This window comes from Gemmatimonadaceae bacterium, assembly GCA_019752115.1.
Taxonomy (GTDB): domain Bacteria; phylum Gemmatimonadota; class Gemmatimonadetes; order Gemmatimonadales; family Gemmatimonadaceae; genus Gemmatimonas.
The window spans coordinates 30,969-51,610 of sequence record JAIEMN010000020.1 but is presented as its reverse complement, the minus strand read 5'-3'; the positions used below and the strand labels follow the sequence as shown (position 1 = coordinate 51,610).

Sequence of the window (20,642 nt, the reverse complement as noted above, 5' to 3'; positions counted from 1 at the left end):
ATTGATCTGGGCTTGATCGGTCGATTCTAGGATGCCTGCTCCCGCAATGGGTCGATTGCAGGATACGCCCGAGGCATCCTCTGAAACGCTCGCTCCTTCTCGCCGCCGCACTGGTCGCCGGTCCCGCGCTGCACGCACAGGACCCGTCCTGGTCGTCCACGCTTACGATCCAGGCGTATCCCAGCCCGTATCTGTCGGACTGGGAGCGCGTGCCATCGACGGCGGTGCTCAACGTGACGTACAGTGGCCAAGCGGCCACCGACTTCGTGGTCCGGGTGTCGGTAACCAGCGCCGAACGGGGCGCCGTGGGATCGGTGGAGAGTCCGGTCACGGCGGTGCCGGGCGGACCGGTCACGCTGCTCTTCAACGCGCGCGATGCGGCGCTCGATTGGACGACGACCTCGAAGAACGCCGCCTTCACCGATCAGGTGAGCCGGACCGGTCAGATCCCCGAAGGCCGGTACCGCGCCTGCGCAACGGTGCTGCGTGGCGCGACCCGCACCGTGGTGAGCGAGTCCTGTGCGGACTTCACGATCCTGCTCCCGGATCCGCCACAGCTCATCACGCCGGTGCGCGACGACATCGTGCGCACCCAGCAGCCGTTCTTTTCGTGGACCCCCGTGAATGCGCCCCCTGAGGTCGGGGTAGGCTATCGTCTCAAAGTCGTCGAAGTGATCGGCACGCAGGTCCCGGCGGTGGCGCTCTCGGCGAACATCCCGGTTGTGGATCAGGTGGTGACCGGCACGCCGTTCCTGCTCTATCCGCTCGAGGGGTTGCCGCTCGAGCCGAACAAGACCTACGCCTGGCAGGTGATCGCGACCGCCGCGGATGGGCAGCTGCTGTTCCGCGACAAGGTCGCGAGCGAGATCCACGTCTTCACCATGGCGAGCGATCTGTTGGGCCCCCTGGGCCCGACGGGCACGCTCGGCGATGAGGCCATCGTGCAGCCGGGCGTCGCGGTGCTGCGCGGATTGCGCGCGGCGCGCGTCCGCGCCGACCTCGCGTCGGGGGCGTATCTGGTCGATGGCCCGCTCTCGCTCGTGCTGCTTGGGCTGCCCACCCAGCCGGCGCTGCCGGTGCAGGCGAGTGGCCTGCGCGTGGGATTGCGTGGCGGTGACGCGTGGCTGGTGGGCGGTCAACTGCGCGTGTCGGCGCCGCGCGGGCTCCTGCCCGCGAGCGTGTCGGCGCTGGCGTCCATCCGGGAGCTGCTCGTCTCGGCGGCGACCGGGGTGACCGCCACCGTGCAGGTGGGAGCGCCGGGGCAGGGCGCCGTACCTCTCGACGGTGCGTATCAGCTCACCGCGCTCGGGTGGTACGGACGGCGTGAGGGGAGTAGCACGGCGAGCGATGGGTTTGCGCGCGTGGGTCGCGCGCAGCTGCAGCTTGCGTTGCGGCGCGCCCGGCTCGATTTGCCGTCGGGTGCGCTCGACGTGGGCGCCTCGGTGCGTTTGCTTGGTTCGGCGACCGGTGGCTGTGACGACGTGTGGGCGCGCGCCGACAACGGGGTGCTGCGCGCCGCGGTGAACTGCCGCGGGGCTGGCGCGGTGTCGCTGGCCAGTGGGGCGCCGACGGACTTTCTGGTGGAGACGATGAGTGGCGCCGTCACCGCCGATATCCTGGCCGATACCGTGGGGTATGGCGTCGCGGTCTCGGGGCACGTGCGTCTCTTCGGGGGCAACGGGGCGGCGTGCCATGTGGAGACGGTGCTGCGTCTCGCGCCCGATTCGGTGGAGCGGGTGGCGCAGGTTTCCCGCTGCGATCGCGCCACGGCGGTGCAGGAGGTCGCGCCGTGGCTTCGTCTGCGCTACGAGTTCCTGCGCCTCGACTCGGTGCGCGTGGCAACCGACGGCCAGCTTCGGTGGCGGCTGGGCTTTCAGGCCAGCCCGGAGCTCGTCGCCAATCCAGCGTTCCCGATGCCCGCGTTCGTGAACGCGTACGCGACGAACGACAGCATCGTCTTTCCGACGCTGCCGGACCTGTTGAGTCCTGATGCCCCGGGCGTGCTCGATCAGTTCCGCGTGATCTGGCGGCGCGGCGCGCATGCGGAGATTGCGCGCGCCTGGACGAGCTGGAAGGCCACCGATGCCACGCCCTATGCGTGGGAGCTCGAGGGCGATGCCTTCTTCGAGCCTGGTGTGACCGGCATCGTGCCCTGTCTCAGTCAGCGATTCCGCCTGTCACCGACCGGCCGCTTTCGCATTCGCGATGGGCAGGTGTCCTGGATCGCGGCCGAGGCGAAATGGAATGACGGCTGCGTCGTTCCGGTTGCGCCCGGGTTCAATTTTGCCGTATACCGGCTCGGTGGGCCCATTGCCATTGCGCTTGGCGCGACGGCGAAGGCGACGACGTTGCCGAGCGCGCGGGGCGTGCTCAGTGGTCCGACGTGGCCGCCGCCAGGGGCGACCACCTCGAGCAGCGGCGGCGGATCGCTGGCGGCGCTGGCCCCGGGCCTCATGCAGACGGTCGATGATGCGGCGGCCTGGTTGAAGCAGGCGGCGCTCACCATCCAGGGCGAGCACATCAACGGCGTGCTCGATGGTCTCGGTGTCTGCAACCTGGTGAAGAGCATCCCGATTGATGCACGCGGACAGTTGATGGGCTCGGCCTCGCTCGACAAGGCGTGTGACGTCACGCTGGGACTCGGCAAGCTGACGCCGTACACGGGTCGCTTCCTCTTTGGTCCTCCCGCCGGCGGCAGCACGGGTCAATCGGTGCGATGGATCGGCGGCGCGCGCATCAGCTTTGATTCCACACTCGCGGATCACGACGGGTACGGCAAATCGGTCTCGGCGACCCCGGTGATGACCGCGGCCGACAGTGCGAGGAAGGTGCGGTTGGCGCAGCAGGACGCGGCCAAAGACTCGGCGCAGAAGATCTTCCTGGCCACCGACTCGGCCACCCTCAAGGCGGCCGCGATCAACGCGTCGCGCGATTCGATCTCCACCATCGTGTCGTCGCTGAGTGAGCAAGCGGACTCGCTCAACGCGAAGGGGACCAGCGCCGACTCTGCCGCCGCTGCCCGACTCGATGCGCGTCGCACGGTATTGGAGGCCCAACTGGAATCGTCGAGTGCCGCGCACGACTCCGCCGATGCGGCGGCGCTCCAGTCGCTGATCCGGTTCAACACGTCATGGGCCGATAGTCTCTCGAAGGTGAATGCCACGGCGGACAGCCTCGCGAAACTCGCCGCGAAGACCGACTCCACGGCGAGCGGTGCGAACACGGCGACGAGCGCGGTGAGCAGCCTCACCAACGCCAGTCTCCCGGCACCGGGGAACTCCGACGCGGACAACCCTGACGTGGAGATCGACTGGAACACCGGACGGGTCATCCGCGGCAAGTGGACCATCAAGGGGCCATTTGTCGTTCAGCCGATCAAGGGGCTCGGGTTCCGACTCCGCAATGTGGTGCTCGACACGCTTGGGCTGCTCGTGGATGGCAGCTATCCGCTGCTGTATCTCAAGAGTACCGATAGCTCCATGACCCAGTGGAGCGGCGTGCGCCTGAATGTCGGCACGCGCCGTTTCGACGCCGGCGTGGTGACGTTCGCCCAGGGTTTTGGGCTCGAGACGGGTGCCAGCGATACGCTGAGTACGGCCGGCATTGCGAAGGACACTACCGACTTCGGCAAGACGCTGGAGGTGATCAAGCTCGCGGCCAATGTGGTGAGCACGGCGCTGTCGATCGGAGACTACCGGGTGCGACCTCCGACCGGCGCTGCGGCGATCGTGAATGGCCTCCGCGTGGATGTGAGCGGCAAGCCCTTCCTCGACAGTCGCGGCCTCGCGCTGCGCGGCGAAAGCCCGATCCTCGGTCAGCTGTTCGGCTCCACGAACACGACGGCGAAACTCGTCTACTCGAACGATTTCGCGTTGCGTGACTGGCAGACGGTATCCCAGGGCACCGCGACACTGCAGGTGAGCGGCACGCCGGTCGCCATCTGGAGCACGACCGGATGGCGACCGGCCGTGGCCGAGCTGGTGGCCTCGAAGATTCCGAAGCGATTGGCGCTTCCCAGCGAAGCCGTCGCGTATCTGCAGTTGCGTGATGAAACGACGGATGCGCTGCTCGTGAATGTCGTGGATGCCGGCACCAACTGGCGACTCGCGACCACCACCGGGCCGATTGCGCTGGTCGTGCCTGCGCTCGCGGGCACGGGTGGGGGCACTCCGCCGCAGGTGCGCGTGAGCTTCGACGTCCTGGTGGACAAGACGACTCTGGCGTTGCAAACGGGCGCGATTGTCGCGTCGGTGAAGGGCGTCGCAGGCTTCGACCTCGCGCAGGGCGGGATGCCGTTCGCCATCGAGGAGCTGCGCTACGACCGGCCGTCGCCCACCGCGGCGTACCGGCTCTCACTGGCGGCGGCACTCACCCTGCTGGGCGAAGCGTCGCCCACCGGGCGCGTGTCGCTCACCATCGACGGCAACGGACAGTTCGCCGGCGAGGTGACGCTGCCGGTGGCGCGCACGCTGCCCCTGGGCTCACCGCAGGTCCAGCTGCAGGTCGATCGGTTGGCCGGTACGTTCGGTGGCACGGTCAGCACCGGGCTCACCTTCCAGATCGATGCCGTGGGCGGGCTCACGCTCGCGCTCGACGGGCAGCAGCCGTGGACGCTGGGCGCCACGCTGCGCCTGACGCCGAACAATGCGCAGTTCGTGGATGTGCGCGCCAACACGGCGGGCCCGTTGCGGCTCGGCGCGCCCGGCGCGGCGTTCCTGCTGGGCAATCCGCGTCTGCCCTTGCTGACGTATGACGCCACGACCAAGCGGGTGCGCTTCGACCTGCTCTTCGATATGGGGGTCGAGATCGCGGCGCTCAATGGCTTCGCCATCCCCACGCTGCGCGATGTGCATGTGCGCGAGACGGGCATCGATATTCCGTCGTTCGAGATCGCCGAGATCTCCTCGCAGATGATGACCGATGGCGCCTTCGGTCAGCGCGCCGCTGGCCCCATCCAGGCGGCGGGTTTTGGGGTGCGTCCGCTGGCGTTGCGCGTGGGCGCCGTGCACTGGCAGTTCGGCACGGTGCCGACTGTCGACATTCGGCTGGATGCGGAACTGAGCCTCGCCGCGCCGGCCGCCGCGCCGCCGTATGATCTCGCCGCCTTCAAGGTACGCGTGCTCGATCTCGGGTGGCGCGAGAATGCGCTGCGCGGCTCGATCGAGCCGGTGCAGTTCACCGACGGGCTCTCCACGCCGTTCGGCGCGATCCGCTCGGCCTGGGGCTCGTTCGCGGTGGGCACGCAGAGTGAAGCACACATCTTTGTGGGCGCCGATGTGCGGCTCCCCGACGTCTTCGGCTGTGCCGCCGCGGCGCGCACCGTTGCCATTGCCGGACTGCCCGGCGCGACGCCGCCCAAGGATACCCTGGAGCTGCTGCCGAGCGGTGCGGTGCGCGGCCGCATCACCGGCTTCGCGCCCACGTGCACGGGCCTGCTCGGCCCGCTGGCCTTCCGCATGCTCGACTCGCGCGTGGACTTCACGGCAGGGCCGAATGTCGCGCCGAGTGTGGTGCTTGATGGCACCATGCGCGTAGCGGCCGCAACGGGCACGGCGAGCGATTCGGTTCGCGCGGACGGCCGGTTGGCGGTGAACCTCGTCACGGGTGAGATCATCGACGCCAGCGCGGAGATCACCTCACCGTTCGCCTGGCAACCGGATCCACGCAATCCGATCGTGAACTTCACCGTGCAGCGTGCGCAGCTCGACCGCACGGCGCTCACCTTCACGGGTGGCGGTGCGCTGCGCCTCGGCGGCGGCGGTGGTGCCGCGGTGACGTTCGACAATCTCGCGTACGCGTTCGTCGAGAAGCGGCTGGTCCGCGGCAAGGCCACGGTCACCTCCAACCTGGCGCTCGGGGCGGAGCTTGGCGCGGCGGGGCTCGCATGGGGCGCATTCCCCGCGAATACGCCGCGTGGCACGGGGCCGGGGTTCCGCCTGACGCTGCCCTCCGGGCTCGTCATCGATTCGGCCGGTGTGGCGATCAGCGGCACGGCCACCGCGAGCCTCGCCTTCGGCGATTCGAGCTTCGTCGATCTGGGGGTCGGTTTCGAGAACGGATTCCGCTTGGCGACCGACGGCCCGGTGCGCGTCACGACCGGTGCCGCGCGCTTCCGCCGGGGCGCGGGCGAGCTGATCGCCACGGTGGATTCCACCGGCTTCCGCCCGGGTGACCTGTTCGCGATCCTGCCGATCCCCGATCGCCTCAATCTGCCGTCGGCGGATGTGGCGTATCTGGTGCTCGGCGATGCGTCGCGACGCTTCGTGGAGCTCGCGACGACGGCTGACGGACGGACGCATCTGCGGACGCCGAGCGGGCGCACGGTGGATCTGGTGCTGCCATCGCTGGCCTATGGCGGTACGGCGCCCCGACTCCAGACGGCCTTCGACCTCGTCGTGGAGCCGCGAACCATGCAGGTGGTTGGCGGCGCGCTGCAGGTCAACGCGCCGGCTGGCCAGTCGCTGGTACCGCTGCAGGGGCTGCCGATCGACATCACCCGCGTTGGCTTTGCGCTCGGCAGCCAGGGATGGCAACTCACGGCGGGTGCGCGCGTGCGCCTGCCGGCTTCGATCTCGTCGGCGCCCATCACGTTCGAGAACATCGTCGTTGATCGCACGGGGCTGAGCGGCACCATCGAAGCGGGCACGCTCACCGACAGTTATCGCGCCGGACTCCCGACGGTAGCGCAGGCGCGTTTCGCGGGTGACTCGCTCGTGCTGGCGATCACCGGCGCGCGGCTTGATCTCACCGCGGGTCAGGCGCCGAGCGTGGCGATCGCCGGCACCATCACGAGCGCCGTGCTGAAGAACGCGCAGGGCGCACCCACGCCGCTCTTCCTGCGTGGCAGTGTCAACACGACCGGGTTCGCGGCCGGCGCGGATCTGTCGGCGTTCGGCGGCGGTGGCATTCCATTGGGCGTCGCCACGCTGCGGCCGTCCACGCCGAGCGCCGGCACGGCGATCCGCGTGCATGCCGATGCGCAACGGTTTGCCGTGGAGTTCGGCGCGTCGATCGAGCTCACGACGCTCGCGCCGGGGCTCACCGTGGCCGTGGACACGATCCATATCGGCTCCGACGGGCTGCGGGTGTCGCCGGTCTCGGTGACGAATGGCAATGCCATTCAATTCCAGCTCTTCGGCCTGCAGTTCGCGCTGCGCGATAGCCTGTCGGGGAGTACGCGCGTGTATCCCGCGCTCGCGGGTCGCTTCGATGGCGCCACGCTGCAGCTCGAGATGGCCGGTCAGGTCACGGCGTTCGAAAACACCAGTCGGTTCTATGGATTGCGCATCGGCAGCGACGGCACGCTCTCGCTCGCCGGCGCGAGCCTGATCAACCGCCCCATCGCCATCGTCCAGGACCGCTTCTTCCTCGATACGCTGCGCATCGATCAGGGGACATTGCGCGCGGCAGCCTCGGTGTCGTTGCCGGCGCCCTTCGATGAGAATGCGCTGCAGCGCGTGAGCTTCAGCGTTGCGCCCGACGGGCGCGTCTCGGGTGCGGGCACGCTCGTGCTGGTGCGTGAGAACGAGGGGCTCGCCACCGCGCAGCGAAAGGTGGACCTCGGCATTGCGACCTTTCACGTGCGTCACCTCGCGGCCACGATCGACTTCGAGCGGCCGCGCGAACGCACGTCGGTGGATCTCGTCTCCGACATTTACATCCAGAACAAGCAGGAGAATCTGATCCGACTCGGGTCCGTGAGCGGCGGCACGGTGCAGTCGGGGCTCCGCATCGCGCCGACCGGCGTGACCTGGAGTGGCCTGCAGATCGTGCAGCCCATCAGTGTCGAGTACGGCCCGGTGAAGCTCACCATGACGACCATCACCGCGGTGGTGGGCGCCCGCGGGTTGTCGGCGAGCTTCTCCGGCGGCCTCGGGCTCAACATCCAGAACTCGAGCGGGGGGCTCACGTTCCGCGATGTGCGCTTCACCGAGCGTGGCGAGTTCGATTTTGGCGCGGCCGGTTTCGATGGCGGCTTCATCAAGATCACCGAGGTCTTCCGCCTCGACGTGCGAAACCTTGGCTTCAGCTCGACGGAAACGACCATCGCCGTGCCGGGCACCAACACCCGCCCCACCGGCCGTGCGTTGACCACGCCGCCGATGCTCAACGTGCGCGTGGCGTCGTACCTGAGCTTTGGCGCGAGCGTCACGATTGCCAACACGTTCAGCGGTGGCGTGAAGCGGGTACTGGTCTATCAGCTGGCCGATGACAAGACGAACCACATCCTGGTGGACTCGCTGTACGCGAAGGTCTCGGATGTGTTCGAGATGCAGGCGTCGATGCGGTTCGATGAGTACACCGACGGGTTCGCGCTGCAGGTAGCCGGCTCGGCCAAGCTCATGGGCGAAACGGGCGTGAGCCTCATGGGCGTGGTCGGCAACCGCGGCGGGACGATGCGCGTCGGCATGTTCGTGGCGGCATCGGTGGACATCACGATCATTCCGGGGGCGGTGGCCCTGACCGGTGTGGGCGGCGGCTTCTTCATCAATCCGGAGCCCGACGATCTCACCCTGGTGCGTCAGGTCGCCGGGATCACGGGTGGGCCAGCGGCGCGCATGGGTCCCCCGCCGGCCAGCGACTTCGCCATCATGCTGTACGCGCGCATGGCGGCTTTCGGTGCCGGCGGCAAGTACATGGTGGCCGGCCAGGTGCTCGTCACGGTCACCGACAAGGCGTTCCGGCTGGACGGCAACATGGTGTTCCTCGGGCAGGCGAACGAGCTGCAGGGGGACATCGCCGTGCAGGTGGGGTGGTCCCCGGCGGCCTATCTGCTGGGTGATGTGGAGGTGCGCATCGCCTTCGACTCGACCGCGGTGGGCACGGGGCGTCTGCAGTTCGCCGTGGGCGGCAACGCCTTCGCCATCAAGGGCGGCGTCAAGCTCGATATGATCAAGGTGCTCACGGCCGACGCCAACGTCATCATCGTGCCGAGCGGCTTCGCGACAGACCTCACGGTCACGCTGGGTCGCACCTTCTGGGTCGTGAAGCTGGAAGCCCAGCTCAAGGGCACCATGTGGTTCCGGCCCGGCACCAATGATCTCGGCGCATATGTGGAGATCAAGGGGGTGGCGGAGATCCCGGGGCTCATTGGCATCTCGGCGTATCTCAAGGGGGCGCTGATCATTCTGCCCGAGGTGGCGGTGTACGCCGCGGGCGGCGGCCGGGCCTATGTGCTCGGCGAGTCGGTGCAGATCCAGTTCTGGGTGAGTATCTCGGGCAAGGGCTTTGGCGGCGGGCTTGGCGACAACCCTGAGATGAACGCGGCCATTGCCCGGGCGAGTGCCGTGGCCGATGAGCTCAAGGCCGAAGCGGACTCGATCATCCGTGCGGTGCAGAACCAGGTGAACAACATCACCGTGACGCCGGTGGTGGCGAGCGACGCGACGCTCGCACGCGTGTTCGACAATGCGAAGGGGTGGGCCAGCGGCAGCAACTGGCTCGCGTTCCTCGGGGTCGCGTTCAATGTGGGCAGCGAAGCCGTCTACGATGCCGGACTCGATCGCCCGGCGGTGCGTACGCCGTATCTCGGGACGTACTGGAACCTGCTCACGCAGAAATCAGCGCCGTCGGATACGGCCGCCATCGCGGCGATCCGGATCGACGCCGAGCGCAAGCTCGCCAACCTCGCGGCCCGGCGCGACGAGATGCTGGCGCGCATTGCCGCGCTGCGCGCGAGTATCGATTCGGTGCGCGCGGTGGTGATGCCCGATCTCCCGAATCCGGTGCGCAATTTCGCCGTGGGCGATCCGTCGATCGCCGGCGCGTCGACCACGCCCATCGCCGGTGCGCAGCGCAGCGCCGGCACGCTGAACGGCGTGCCCACGTTCGATGTGGACGACGCGGTGGCCGCACAGAATCGCGCGACGATGACCGACGTGCGGGCCAAGGTCACCGCGCGACAGGCTGAGGTGGCGCGAGCGCTTGGGCAGGCGCAGGCCTCGCTCGACAGTGTGCGCGCCGCACTCTCGGCCACCGAGAGCAGTTCGCTGATGGGCTATCTACGCCTCTGGGGCGATGCCGTCGAGGCGACCGAACGCCAGCAGGCGTCCACGGTGGACTATCAGATGCGGCGGTGGCGCTGGAGGCGCGATGGGTTGACGTTCGTGCGCGACAGTCGGGCGAGCTTCCGTGATCTCGTGGACCGCGTGAGCAACAGTGTCACCGCGCGGACGGATCTCACCAGCGGGGCCAAGACGCTCAAGTTCGAAGAGGTCGCGAACGCGCGCGCCACGGTGATCGCTGCGCTCGGCCAGGATCCGGCGTTTGCCACCACCTGGCAGAACACCAAGGCGTCGATCAAGACGCTCGGGCTCGATCAGCAGGTTGCCGCCATGCGGCAGCAGGCCGACACGCTGGCAATGCAGCTGTACAACCGGGCCGCGGATCTCGGGCTCGCCGCGCTCGATACCACGATGGTACGCGAGGTGGCGGCCACGGCCGCCACCGCCACGGCCGCCGTCCAGCGTGTCCGGGCGGCGCACGCCGAGATCTCCGATCGCACGGCGGTGGTGTCGGACGCGCAACTCGAACTGTATGGCGCGGTGTTCGACATCTACGACGCGATGTTGCGCGAACTCAATCCCACGGACTCGCTGGCCATCCGTGTGCGGGCTCGTCGGGATGCGATCGCCCCGTTGCTACTGGCGCCGCAGATCGGCACCGCGCAGGCCACCGTCGAGGATCGCGGCTACCTGAGCCGCGGACAGATCACCTGGACGGCCACGCACCCGGCCGGTGTGTCGGAGTACACCATCGTGGACGGCGATGCGCTGCGCCGTTCGCTGGGCAGCCTGGGCACGTATACGACCTGGCGGTTCAGCACGGATCTCGCGGGCGGCACACAGCCGTTCACCGCGCAGCTGGGCGCACGTGCCGCTGGTGGCACGCGCACGACGCGCGGCACGCCGCCCCTCACCTTCACCTTTGGACGCGGCACGGCGGCCGCGCCGGTGGCGACGAGCGGTACAGCGCTCGCGCCGGACGCCACGCCGCCGGGAGTGCCGGTGATCACCGCGCCGTCCAATCTGGCGACGGTTGCGACCGACGGCAGCAACGTGGTGTGGGCAACGCGCGGCCAGGCGGTGGCACTCGCGTGGCAGGCAACCGACGCCGAAAGCGGCATTCAGGAATATCGCTATCGCGTAGTGGAGCGCGATGCGCCGGGCACGACCAGCACGGTGAGCGTCTCGCCAACCGGTTACACGCCGCTGCGCACCCTGCAGCCGGTGGAGCTGGTGCCGTGGACGACGCTGGGCGGTCGCACCACGATGCTGCTCACTCCCCCCCCGCCGTCGGCGGGGAAGGTGGCGCAGGTGGAGATCCTGGCCGTGAACGGCGCGGGGCTGACGGGCTTTGCCGGCGCGCTGGTGCTGCGCGAAGATGCGACGGCACCGGCCGCACCCGCCGGCACAACGCTGCAGCTGGGCAGTGTGCGTTCCGTTTCGCTCGCGGGGCTGACCACGCCGATCGTCGTGCAGGCAGTGTGTTCGGCCACGCCGCTTGTTGCTGCGAAGACGCTGGCGCTCACGCCCATTACGGCACCGGACGCCACCACCACCGGCGCGTTTGTGGTCGCGAAGCCCGCGATCAGTGATCCGGAGAGCGGCATCAGTCGCTGGTATGCGCTCGTGTCGGATGTTGCCCCCACGGCGGTGGAGGGAGATGCCTGGGTGGCGCTCACCGATACGGCAGGGACGCAGTTCACCGTGACCGGTGTGCCCTACGAGCGGCCGGTGTATGTGTCGATCGCCGCGCGCAACGGCGCGGGAGCATTCAGCACGCCGGTGGTGACGGCGGTGCCGGCGCGACTCGCCGATCCCACGCCCGCACCCGCGCCGGGCTTCTGCCTCGAAGGGAGCGCGGGCAGCGCGGCGGTGCGCTTCACGCAGGTCTCCCGCGATACCGAGTCGGGGATCCGCGGCTACCAGCTGCGCCTCAAGGATGCTGCCGGCAACGTGCTCACCGGCTTCCCGGCGACCACGTCTGACGTGGACGTGCCGGCCAACGCCGAAGTGAACACGACCTATCGCGTGCCACGGCTCGTCTTCCCCGCGGCGGGGCAGCTGATGGTGGAGATGCGTGCCATCAACGGTGGCAACCGCGGTGACCTCAGCGCGAGCGGATTGCTGACGGTGGATCTCACGCCACCGCCCACGCCACTGATCACGCTGGTGGGCACACCGACGCTCGGCCGGACCGGCTACCAGTTCAAGCTCACTGTCTCCGCGCCGGCTGATCCTGAGTCTGGCTTCGCGGGGCTCGAGGTGCGCCTCGATGATGAGCCGCCTCTCGTGGACCTGAGGAACCCGAGCGTCACCCTGTTGCCCTGGACGGCGGTCACGGGCGCGGTGGCGGGCACGGGGACCTATACGATCGCCGTCCCCTCGCTCCCCACCTCTTCGCTGGTCCTGCGCGTGCGTTCAAAGAACGGCACGGGCGTGACGAGCCTCGTGGTTCGTGCCGTGGTGCCGCAATGACACACACTCGTCTTCTCTCGCGGGCAACCGTCGGGGTCGCGATGGGCCTCCTCGCGTCTGCACCGGCATCCGCGCAGCCGGGGCTGCCGCCGGCGGCTCCGTCGGCGGCGCGAAGCCCGCTCTTCCTCGTCGCGCGCGCCGACTCGGTCTACATCGTCATCGACTCCATCGCGCCGCGCGGCCACGGGTGGCGGGTGACGCGCGCCGATGGTCGCGTCGTGGCCGATGGGCTGGAGCCCGAGCGGTCGGCCGATCGGGTCACCGAACGCCTGGGGCCGGATCTGCCGCTGGCCCGTCGACTGACGCGGGCTGACGATGCCGTGACTCTGGTGCGTCGATTGCTCTCGGATCGCGCGGTGTCGTATACCGGACTGCTGTTGTCGCGGCACATTGCGGCGGTAACCGGGCGCCTCGCGGTCGATGGCGCGCCCGGGCGCGACGTGGGAACCAGCTATCGCGCGGAGCTCGTGCGTCGCGCCGACGGCGTCGTGCGCGCCAGCTTCTCGGCGACGCTGCGTCGTGCGCCAAGTGCGGCGTTGCCCGTCACGGCGCTCGAGGCGGTCCCTGCGCTCGAAGGGATGCAACTGCGTTGGCGCTATCCGCGTTATGCGGGCGACGCCACCGATGTGGTGGTCGGTTTTCTGATCGAACGCGCGGTCGTGGGCGGCGACACGACGTGGCGACCACTCATTGCCGACCCCGTCGTGCGCGATGATGCGCGCACACCGGGGTGGCTCGACTCGGATGTCACCGATGGCGCGTCGTACCGCTATCGCGTGGTGCCCGTGTTCATCGGTGGTCTCGCGGGTGAAGCGGGTCCCGTCGTGCAGGCCACCATGCGTGACCGTCTGCCGCCACTCGCGCCGCTCGATGTTGCCGCCGACGTGCAGGATGGGCGCGTGCGCATCGTGTGGGCGATGTCGCCCGATGCCGATGTGGATGGCTATCAGGTCGAGCGCCGCAAAGGCGGCAGCGACTCGACGTGGACGCGGCTCACCACGACGCGGGTCCCGGCGGCCGTCCCCGAGTTTGTCGATGCCACCGTGCGCGGTGGCAGCATCTACGCGTGGCGCGTGCGCGCCGTGGACCGCTCCGGGAACGCCGGTCCATGGGCCACGCCCGTGACCACGCGCGCCGAGGAGCGCACACCACCTGAGGCGCCGCGCAATCTGACGGCCACCCTCGGCGCCGGACGTCGGGCCACGTATCGCTGGGAGGCGCCACCGGCGCACGATGTCGCCGGCTATCACGTGTATCGCGCAGCGCCCGGCGGCACGTCCGTGCGTCTGACGGGGACGCCGGTGCCCGCGACGTCGTTCGTCGACAGCGCGGCCGCGGGCGCCGGTCTGCTCCCGGGCAAGACGTATCGCATCGAGATCGTGTCGGTCGACAGCAGCGCCAACACGTCGCCGCCGGCGTTCGTCATGCTCACCGTGCCTGATGACGAGCCGCCCGCGCCCCCGCGCCTCGTGCGCGCGCAGGGGCGCTTTGGCGGCAGCGTGACCGTGACGTGGACCGCCAGCCCGTCGCTCGATGTGGGCGCGTATGTCGTTGACGTGACCGAGCCGGGTGGCAAGGCCATGCGCACGATCGGACAGACCGGCGCGCGCGGGCCGCTGATGCTCGTGGATACGGCGGCGGCCGATGGTGTGCCGCTGCGCTACGCGGTGTTCGCGGTGGACAGCGCGGGCAATCGCTCGGCGCCCGCCACGGACTCGCTCACGAAGCGCGACGAGGAGCGCCCGTCCGCGCCGCGTGCGGTGGCGGCGGTGCGCTCGGGCAGCACCGTTCAGCTGCGCTGGGAGCGGGTCATGAGCCGCGATCTGGCCGGCTATCTCGTGTTCCGCGCCTCCTCGCTCTACGGGCGGCTCGAAGAGATCGGCCGGGTGGCACCGGGCGTCCACACGTTCACTGACGCCGCGGCACCCGCGTCGGCGTACTACACGGTGCGCGCCATCGATACGAGCGGTAACCAGTCGGTGCCGCAAGGGCTCGTGACGCCCGTGGCGGGGGCGCGATGAGGCGCGCTCGCCAACGCTCCGTGAGTGCACTGGTCGCCGCGTGTCTCGCAGCGGGATTCAGCGTACCCCACAGGGCGCCGCTCGGCGCGCAGTCGGTGGACGCCACTGTCGCCGGCCGTGCGCGCGCGGCACTGCGTGACCTCGAGCGCGTGGAGGGCGGCATCATCGCCCGGCGCGACAGCCTCGACAAGGAAGGACGCAGCGCACAGCGCCGGTTGCTCGACGTGGCGCGTGCGCTGCTCGACACGGCCATTCTGCAGGCACGCGACGGACGGACGACGCTCGGCGCATTGCAGCGGGAGTATCCCGGTGCCGCCCTGCTCCGCGAGTACGAAGCGCAGCGGCTGCTCGCCGATGGCGAGCCGCTGCGCGCGCTTGGACTCTTTGATGGGCTGCTGCGTGCGCAGCGCCGCAACGTGCCGCTCTTGCGCGGGCGTGCCCGGGCGCTCGACGCCTTGCGTCGCGAGCCCGACGCTACCGACGCCTGGCAGCGCCTGCTGGATGGCTACCCGACCGACGTCGAAGCCTTCGAGGCTCTGTGGCACCGGCATCAGCGGGCCAGCACCATGGGCGAGTTGCACAAGACCGTCATGCGGCTCCGGCTCCTGCATCCCGCGGACACGGTGCTGCTGGGGCGTGAGGTGCGAGTGCTGCAGCAGATGGGGCTGGCCGATTCGGCGGTGGCCGTCGTTCGGCGCTTCACCGGAGGTGGCGCATGAGCACACGCCAGCGCGTGCTGCGTATGGCTCTTCGCAGCGTGCTGACGACGCCCGCATGGTCGGGCGCACTGCACGCGCAGGGCACGGCGAAACCGGCACCGTCGCCCGCTGCCGGGGCGCCGGGTCGTCTGAGCGGCAGTCTGCTCATGTCGAACGAGCTGTATGGCGCCAGCGGCATCACGCCACGCCGCCCGGGGAGCACGTGGCGCATGCAGGCGGCGCCGAGTCTGCGGCTCTTTGGGGCCACGAGCGTCGGCGTGGACCTGCTGGTCTCCAACGAAGGGGCGGAGTTCCGGCAGCGCCTGCCTCAACTCGGACTCGAGCCGCACTTCGCGTGGGGGACCGTGCATCTGGGCGACTTCTCCAAGGACTACGGCGCGTACACGCTGCAGGGGTTGCGGCTGCGCGGCGCCGGCATTGACCTCACGCGCGGCGTGCTGCGCGCCTCCGTACAGGGCGGCGTGAGTCAGAATGCCATCCAGACCGCCGTGGGGGGCCCGGTTTATCAGCGCTCCGTGGTGGCGGGCACGATCGGGCTGGGCAGTGTGGGGCAGCGCTCACTCGATCTCACGGTTGTGCGAGCCCTCGACGCCCTGCGCCCCGATGATCGCCCCGGGATCGACACCCTCGGTCTGGATACGCTCCCGGCGGATCTGCGCCCGCAGGCGTTCACGCGCCCGCAGTCCAACCTCGTGGCCTCGCTTGGTGGCACGCTGGCCCTGCTGGGTCAGGCGCTGCAGCTCAAGGGTGAAGTGGCCGGTGCGCTGCTCACGCGTGATCGCACCAGTCCGCTCATCCAGCGCGATAGTGTCTCTGGCGGCGGCCTGCTTGGCAGCTCCATCGCCGAGGTGCGGCTGTCGTCCAATGCGGATCTCGCCTGGAACGCCGAGGCGCAGTATCGCGCGCCTCAGTTTGGCGTGCGCGCCGGTATGGAGCAGGTTGGCGCCGGCTATGGCAGTCTGGGGGTGGCCTATCTCATCAATGATCGCCGCGCGTGGTTTGCCGGCGGCGATGTGCGCCTGCTCGGCGACCATCTGCAACTGCAGGGGCGCGTGCAGCAGCAGGCGGACAACCTGCTGGGGCAGAAGCGGTTCACCACGATGCGCGACGTCTACACGGCGGGGGTCATGGTGCGCGCGCGCCGGGCGAGTCTCGCTTTGACGGGCGTGCACAATCTCGCGCAGAACGATGCCGCCAACGACACGCTGCTCGTGAACAATGCGGCGAGCGTGCTGACCGCACAGGCAAGCGTGCCAATCACCGTGGCGGGCAAGGAGCTCGTGTTCACCAGCGGCGGGAGTTGGCAGCAGAACGAAGACGCCAATCCCGTGCGGGCGATTCCGGCCATCACCGTGCGCACGTGGTCCGCCGGTGTGGTCGTGCCGGTCGGGATGTTCTCGCTGTCGCCGAGCGTGAATGGCGTGTCGAGCGATGGCGGAGGCACCGCCGCGCAGAACAACGTAACTGGTGGTTTCCGCGCGAGTGCCCGTCTTGGCAAGGGGAAGGGAACCTTCTCCGCCGGCTACAATCGCACCTTCGTCGCGGCGCGCGAGGTGAGTGGCGCCACCGCGCAGGTGATGCTGCCGATCTTCTGGGCCACGCGCCTCAACCTCAATGCGCGCCTGCAACGATACGGTGCGCTGGGCGTGCGCCGCGCGTTCCGTGAGTCGTTCCTTACCACGTCCGTGAGTCGAAGCTTCTGATGCGCCGTCTCCTTCGCTCCGCCACCGCGTGGCGCCGTCTCGTGTGCAGCGCCGCGGCGCTGATGCTGACGGCGTCCTGCAAGGATCTGCTCATTGACGGGGGCGCCCGTACGGGCTCGGGGACACCGAAGGCGCTGCGTCTCGATGCGCCGAGTGTGTCGCTGACCGCCGGCACGACGCGACGCGTAACCGCGCAGCTGCTAGACGGCGCGGGGCAGTCAATCGCCGTGCCGTCGGATCTCACACTGAGCTATCAATCGAGTGCGCCGGCGGTGTTCACCGTGAGCAGCACGGGTGAGGTGACCGGTGTGACGCCTGGCCAGGGGGTGCTGCGCGCGGCGGTCGGCGCGCTGCAGGTCGGCGTGCCGGTAACGGTGACGCCGGCGGGCACCCAACGGCTCGAGCGCGTTGCCGGTGATGCGCAGACCGGCCTGTTCGGGGCCACGCTGTCCACGCTCCTGCGCGTGCGCGCGGTGCGCGCGGATGGTGCACCACTGGCCAATGTCACCATCACGTTCACGACCCCTTCGGGCAGTGCCACACCGGCGAGCGCCCCCACCGACGTGAACGGGGAAGCGACCACCAGCTGGACGCTGGGCAACAGCGCCGGTGCGCAGACCTTGCTGGCGAGCGCGCCCAACTTCGGCAGCGTGACCTTCACGGCCACGGCCCTCGTGCGGCCCGTCGCGACGGTCACCGTCACGCCCGCCACGCTGGCGTTCACCGCCATCGGTCAGAGCGCGCCGCTGACGGCGGTGGCGCGTGACCTGTTGGGCGGCGTGGTGAACGTCGCGGCATTTGCGTGGACCAGCTCCAATCCCTCGGTCGCGATCGTGTCGCCCACCGGCCTCGTGACGGCGGTGGGCGACGGCACCGCGACCATTGCCGCCTCCACCGGTACGATCTCCGGTGGTGCACAGGTCACGGTGTCGTTGCCGGTGGCACAGCCGCGTCTCGCGTTCCAGCCGGAATCAATCGTGGTGACGATGCCCGTGCTGGGCGCGAAGGTGAGCGCGCAGACCGAGGTCGTGGATGCGGGCGGCGCGGCGCCGTCGACGCTGGGGACCATCTCGTGCAGCGCGATCACCGATATCGGCGGGACGGCCGGGTGGGCCACGCTCGAGAGCTGTGGTGGCGTGGTGCGCATCACGGCTACCGCCCCGGACCTTACCGGGCAGGGGCGCGCGTACACGCAACGTTCCTACGTGGACGTCTCCGGCTCCCTGGCCAGCAATTCGCCGAAACGCCTGATCCTGCGCCTGAACGCGACGGTTGCAGACATCCCGGTCATTCGTGTGCTGCCGGCCGGCACTCGCCGGTGGAATCACGTGCCGAGCGTGCGCGACTCGGGGCTGTACGCCGATACCCTGAGTATCAGCAACGGCGGGGGCGGCACGCTGTCGGGGCTGTCGGTTGCGGTGACATACGCCCCGGGCCAGCCCACCGGTTGGATCTCCACGGTCGTGCTGACGCGCACGGAGACGGGGTACGCGCTCGCCTACCGCGTCAACCGTGGCGCCCTGCCGACCGGGATGTACTCGGCCACCCTGCGCGTGACGTCCACGCAGGCGGGGGTGCTGCCGGCCGACGTGCCCATTCTGCTCGACGCGGGACCGTTCCCCACTATCGGGTTGTCGCCGGATACACTCGACGTGCGCACGACCACCAACGGCGCAGCGGTCCAGCGCGCGGTGGACATTCTGGAGGTGAATGGGCTCGGTGATGCGGCACTCGGGGCCATCACCTGTCGGGCGCCACGCTACACCGATGAGAGCGGGTGGCTGACAGTGGTCCGGTGCGCCGACTCGCTGGTGGTGCGCGTGGATCCCGGCACCAATTACGCCGGTACCACCACCGCGTCCGTGTGGGTGCTCGCGGCGAACGCCAGGGATTCCGTACGCCTGAGTGTCCAGCAGACGGTCACGCAGGGTGGTGGCGGCGGCACGCCAATCGCGGTACTCGGGCTGTCGCAGGATTCGATTTCAGTACGCAATTGGAGCGACGGCCCTTCGGTTCGCCGCGCCATCGACATCCGTGACGTGAACGGATTGAGCGATGCCGCGCTGGGCGCCTTGACGTGTCGGGTGCGTCTCGGCGAATCCAATACGCCGTGGGTCACCGTGGAGCGGTGCGCTGACTCGCTGGTAGTGAATGTGAGTCCGGCGAACTTCAACGGGACCGATCGGGCATCGGTCTGGGTGATCGCCGCGAATGCGGCGGACTCCGTGCGTCTGCGGGTCCAGCAGACGGCATTTCCGGCGGATCTGCTGCTCGAGCCCTCGACGCTCAACCTGTCGGCCACCTTCGGTGGAGCCGCGGTACGCGGCGCGGTGGCGCTGGGGGCGCAGGTGCCGATCGGCAGTCCCACGACGTACCCGCGCAGTGAACTCAATGCCGCCCGCTGCACGATCGTCAGCGTGCCGGCCGGCGCACCGGCGCTGTCGGTGGCCAAGTGCGGCAATGACTCCGTGGCCGTGCTCGCCACGCCGGACGCGGCCGCGGGAACGTACACGTATCTCATCGACATCGATGCCCCCACGGCAAAGGGCCCGCCGGGGGCGGTGCGCCTCACGGTGAACGTCACCGTGACGTCGTCGGGGCCGTCGGCGGTGGACGCGATGCAGGTGTCGGCGCTGTACACGCTGTGTGCCAAACGCCTCTCCGGCAATACGCTCGTCTGCTGGGGGGCGAACTCCAGCGGGCAGCTTGGCAATGGGACGCGCACCCGTGCGGCCTACCGTTCTCCGGTTCAGGTCCCCGCGGGCACAACGTTCACGATGGGTCCCGGGCAGGCGACGCACTGCGCGATTGCCTCGGGGACGCAGACCGGGTTCTGGTGCTGGGGTTCCAACGGATTTGGTCAGGTCGGCGACGGCACCTTTAACGACGCGCTGGTCCCGACGCGTGTGCTGTTGAATGCTGGCAGCTATCAGAAGATTGCGGCCGGCAACGGGGCCGCGTGCGCGATTGCCGACAACACGCTGTACTGTTGGGGGTTGAACAGCTACGGACAGGCCACGTCAACGGTGACCCCTTGGGTCAACTCGCCCGTGGCGGTGAGTCTGAGCGGCGTGACGGATGTCGCGCCGGGCTACAACCACACGTGCGCGTTGGCGTCCGGGCTCTACTGCTGGGGCATCGCCTGGTCGGTGGGCAATGGTGGGACCTCCACGGCCGCGGTGCGCACCCCGACCGCGATCGCCTTCCCCGACGCGGTACCCACGACGGGCCTCGTGACCGGGTTCGATGCGTCGTGCCTGCGCAACGCCGCCAACTCGGCGCTCTACTGCTGGGGGCCGAATGGTTACGGGGCAACGGGTACGGGGATCTCGGGCACGGTGTCACGCCCCACGCGCGTGACGTTCCCCACGAGTGGTTCCATCAGCTGGGTGGCGATGGGCGAGAATCACGCCTGCGCCATCGTGGGAGGCGACACGTACTGCTGGGGTTCGAACAGCTACGGGCAGCTGGGCGATGGGACGACGAACGATCGGACCACACCGGTGCGCCTGGCCTTCGATCCCGGCTTCTCGCAAATCTGGACGCAAGTGCACACCACCTGCGGTCTGGTGGCCGCGACCAGTCGTGTCATGTGCTGGGGGTACGGACTGACGGGGGAAATCGGCAACGGATTGGAGAACAACGCCCTGACGCCGACGTATGTGAAGGAGCCGCCCTGAGGGATGGCGGCTCCCGCGTGGTGTGGCGAATCATGGCCAA

The 20,642-nt window shown here is 69.3% G+C and carries 5 protein-coding genes; all 5 read left to right on the top strand.

Going from position 1 to position 20,642, the window contains the following annotated elements:
• Positions 1–209: 209 nt before the first annotated feature.
• The 5 genes from K2R93_09980 (at position 210) to K2R93_09960 (ending at position 20,602) form a co-directional block, all read left to right on the top strand.
• Positions 210–12,479 (top strand): hypothetical protein, encoded by a 12,270-nt coding sequence (locus K2R93_09980; protein ID MBY0490156.1) that lies wholly within the window; start codon positions 210–212, stop codon positions 12,477–12,479.
• Entirely contained in the window at positions 12,476–14,500 is a 2,025-nt protein-coding gene (locus tag K2R93_09975) for a hypothetical protein (protein ID MBY0490155.1), read from the top strand. Before K2R93_09980 ends, K2R93_09975 begins: the two co-directional genes overlap by 4 nt.
• A gap of 95 nt (positions 14,501–14,595) precedes the next feature.
• On the top strand, positions 14,596–15,219 hold the full coding sequence (locus K2R93_09970) for a hypothetical protein (GenBank protein MBY0490154.1): 624 nt from the start codon (positions 14,596–14,598) through the stop codon (positions 15,217–15,219).
• Positions 15,216–16,922 carry a hypothetical protein gene (locus tag K2R93_09965; GenBank protein MBY0490153.1) on the top strand — a complete coding sequence of 569 codons (1,707 nt, stop codon included), beginning with the start codon at positions 15,216–15,218 and terminating at the stop codon, positions 16,920–16,922. The genes K2R93_09970 and K2R93_09965 overlap by 4 nt, the downstream gene beginning before the upstream one ends.
• Positions 16,922–20,602, top strand: a complete 3,681-nt coding sequence (locus K2R93_09960) for an Ig-like domain-containing protein (protein ID MBY0490152.1) — start codon at positions 16,922–16,924, stop codon at positions 20,600–20,602. The genes K2R93_09965 and K2R93_09960 overlap by 1 nt, the downstream gene beginning before the upstream one ends.
• The last annotated feature ends 40 nt before the right edge of the window (positions 20,603–20,642 follow it).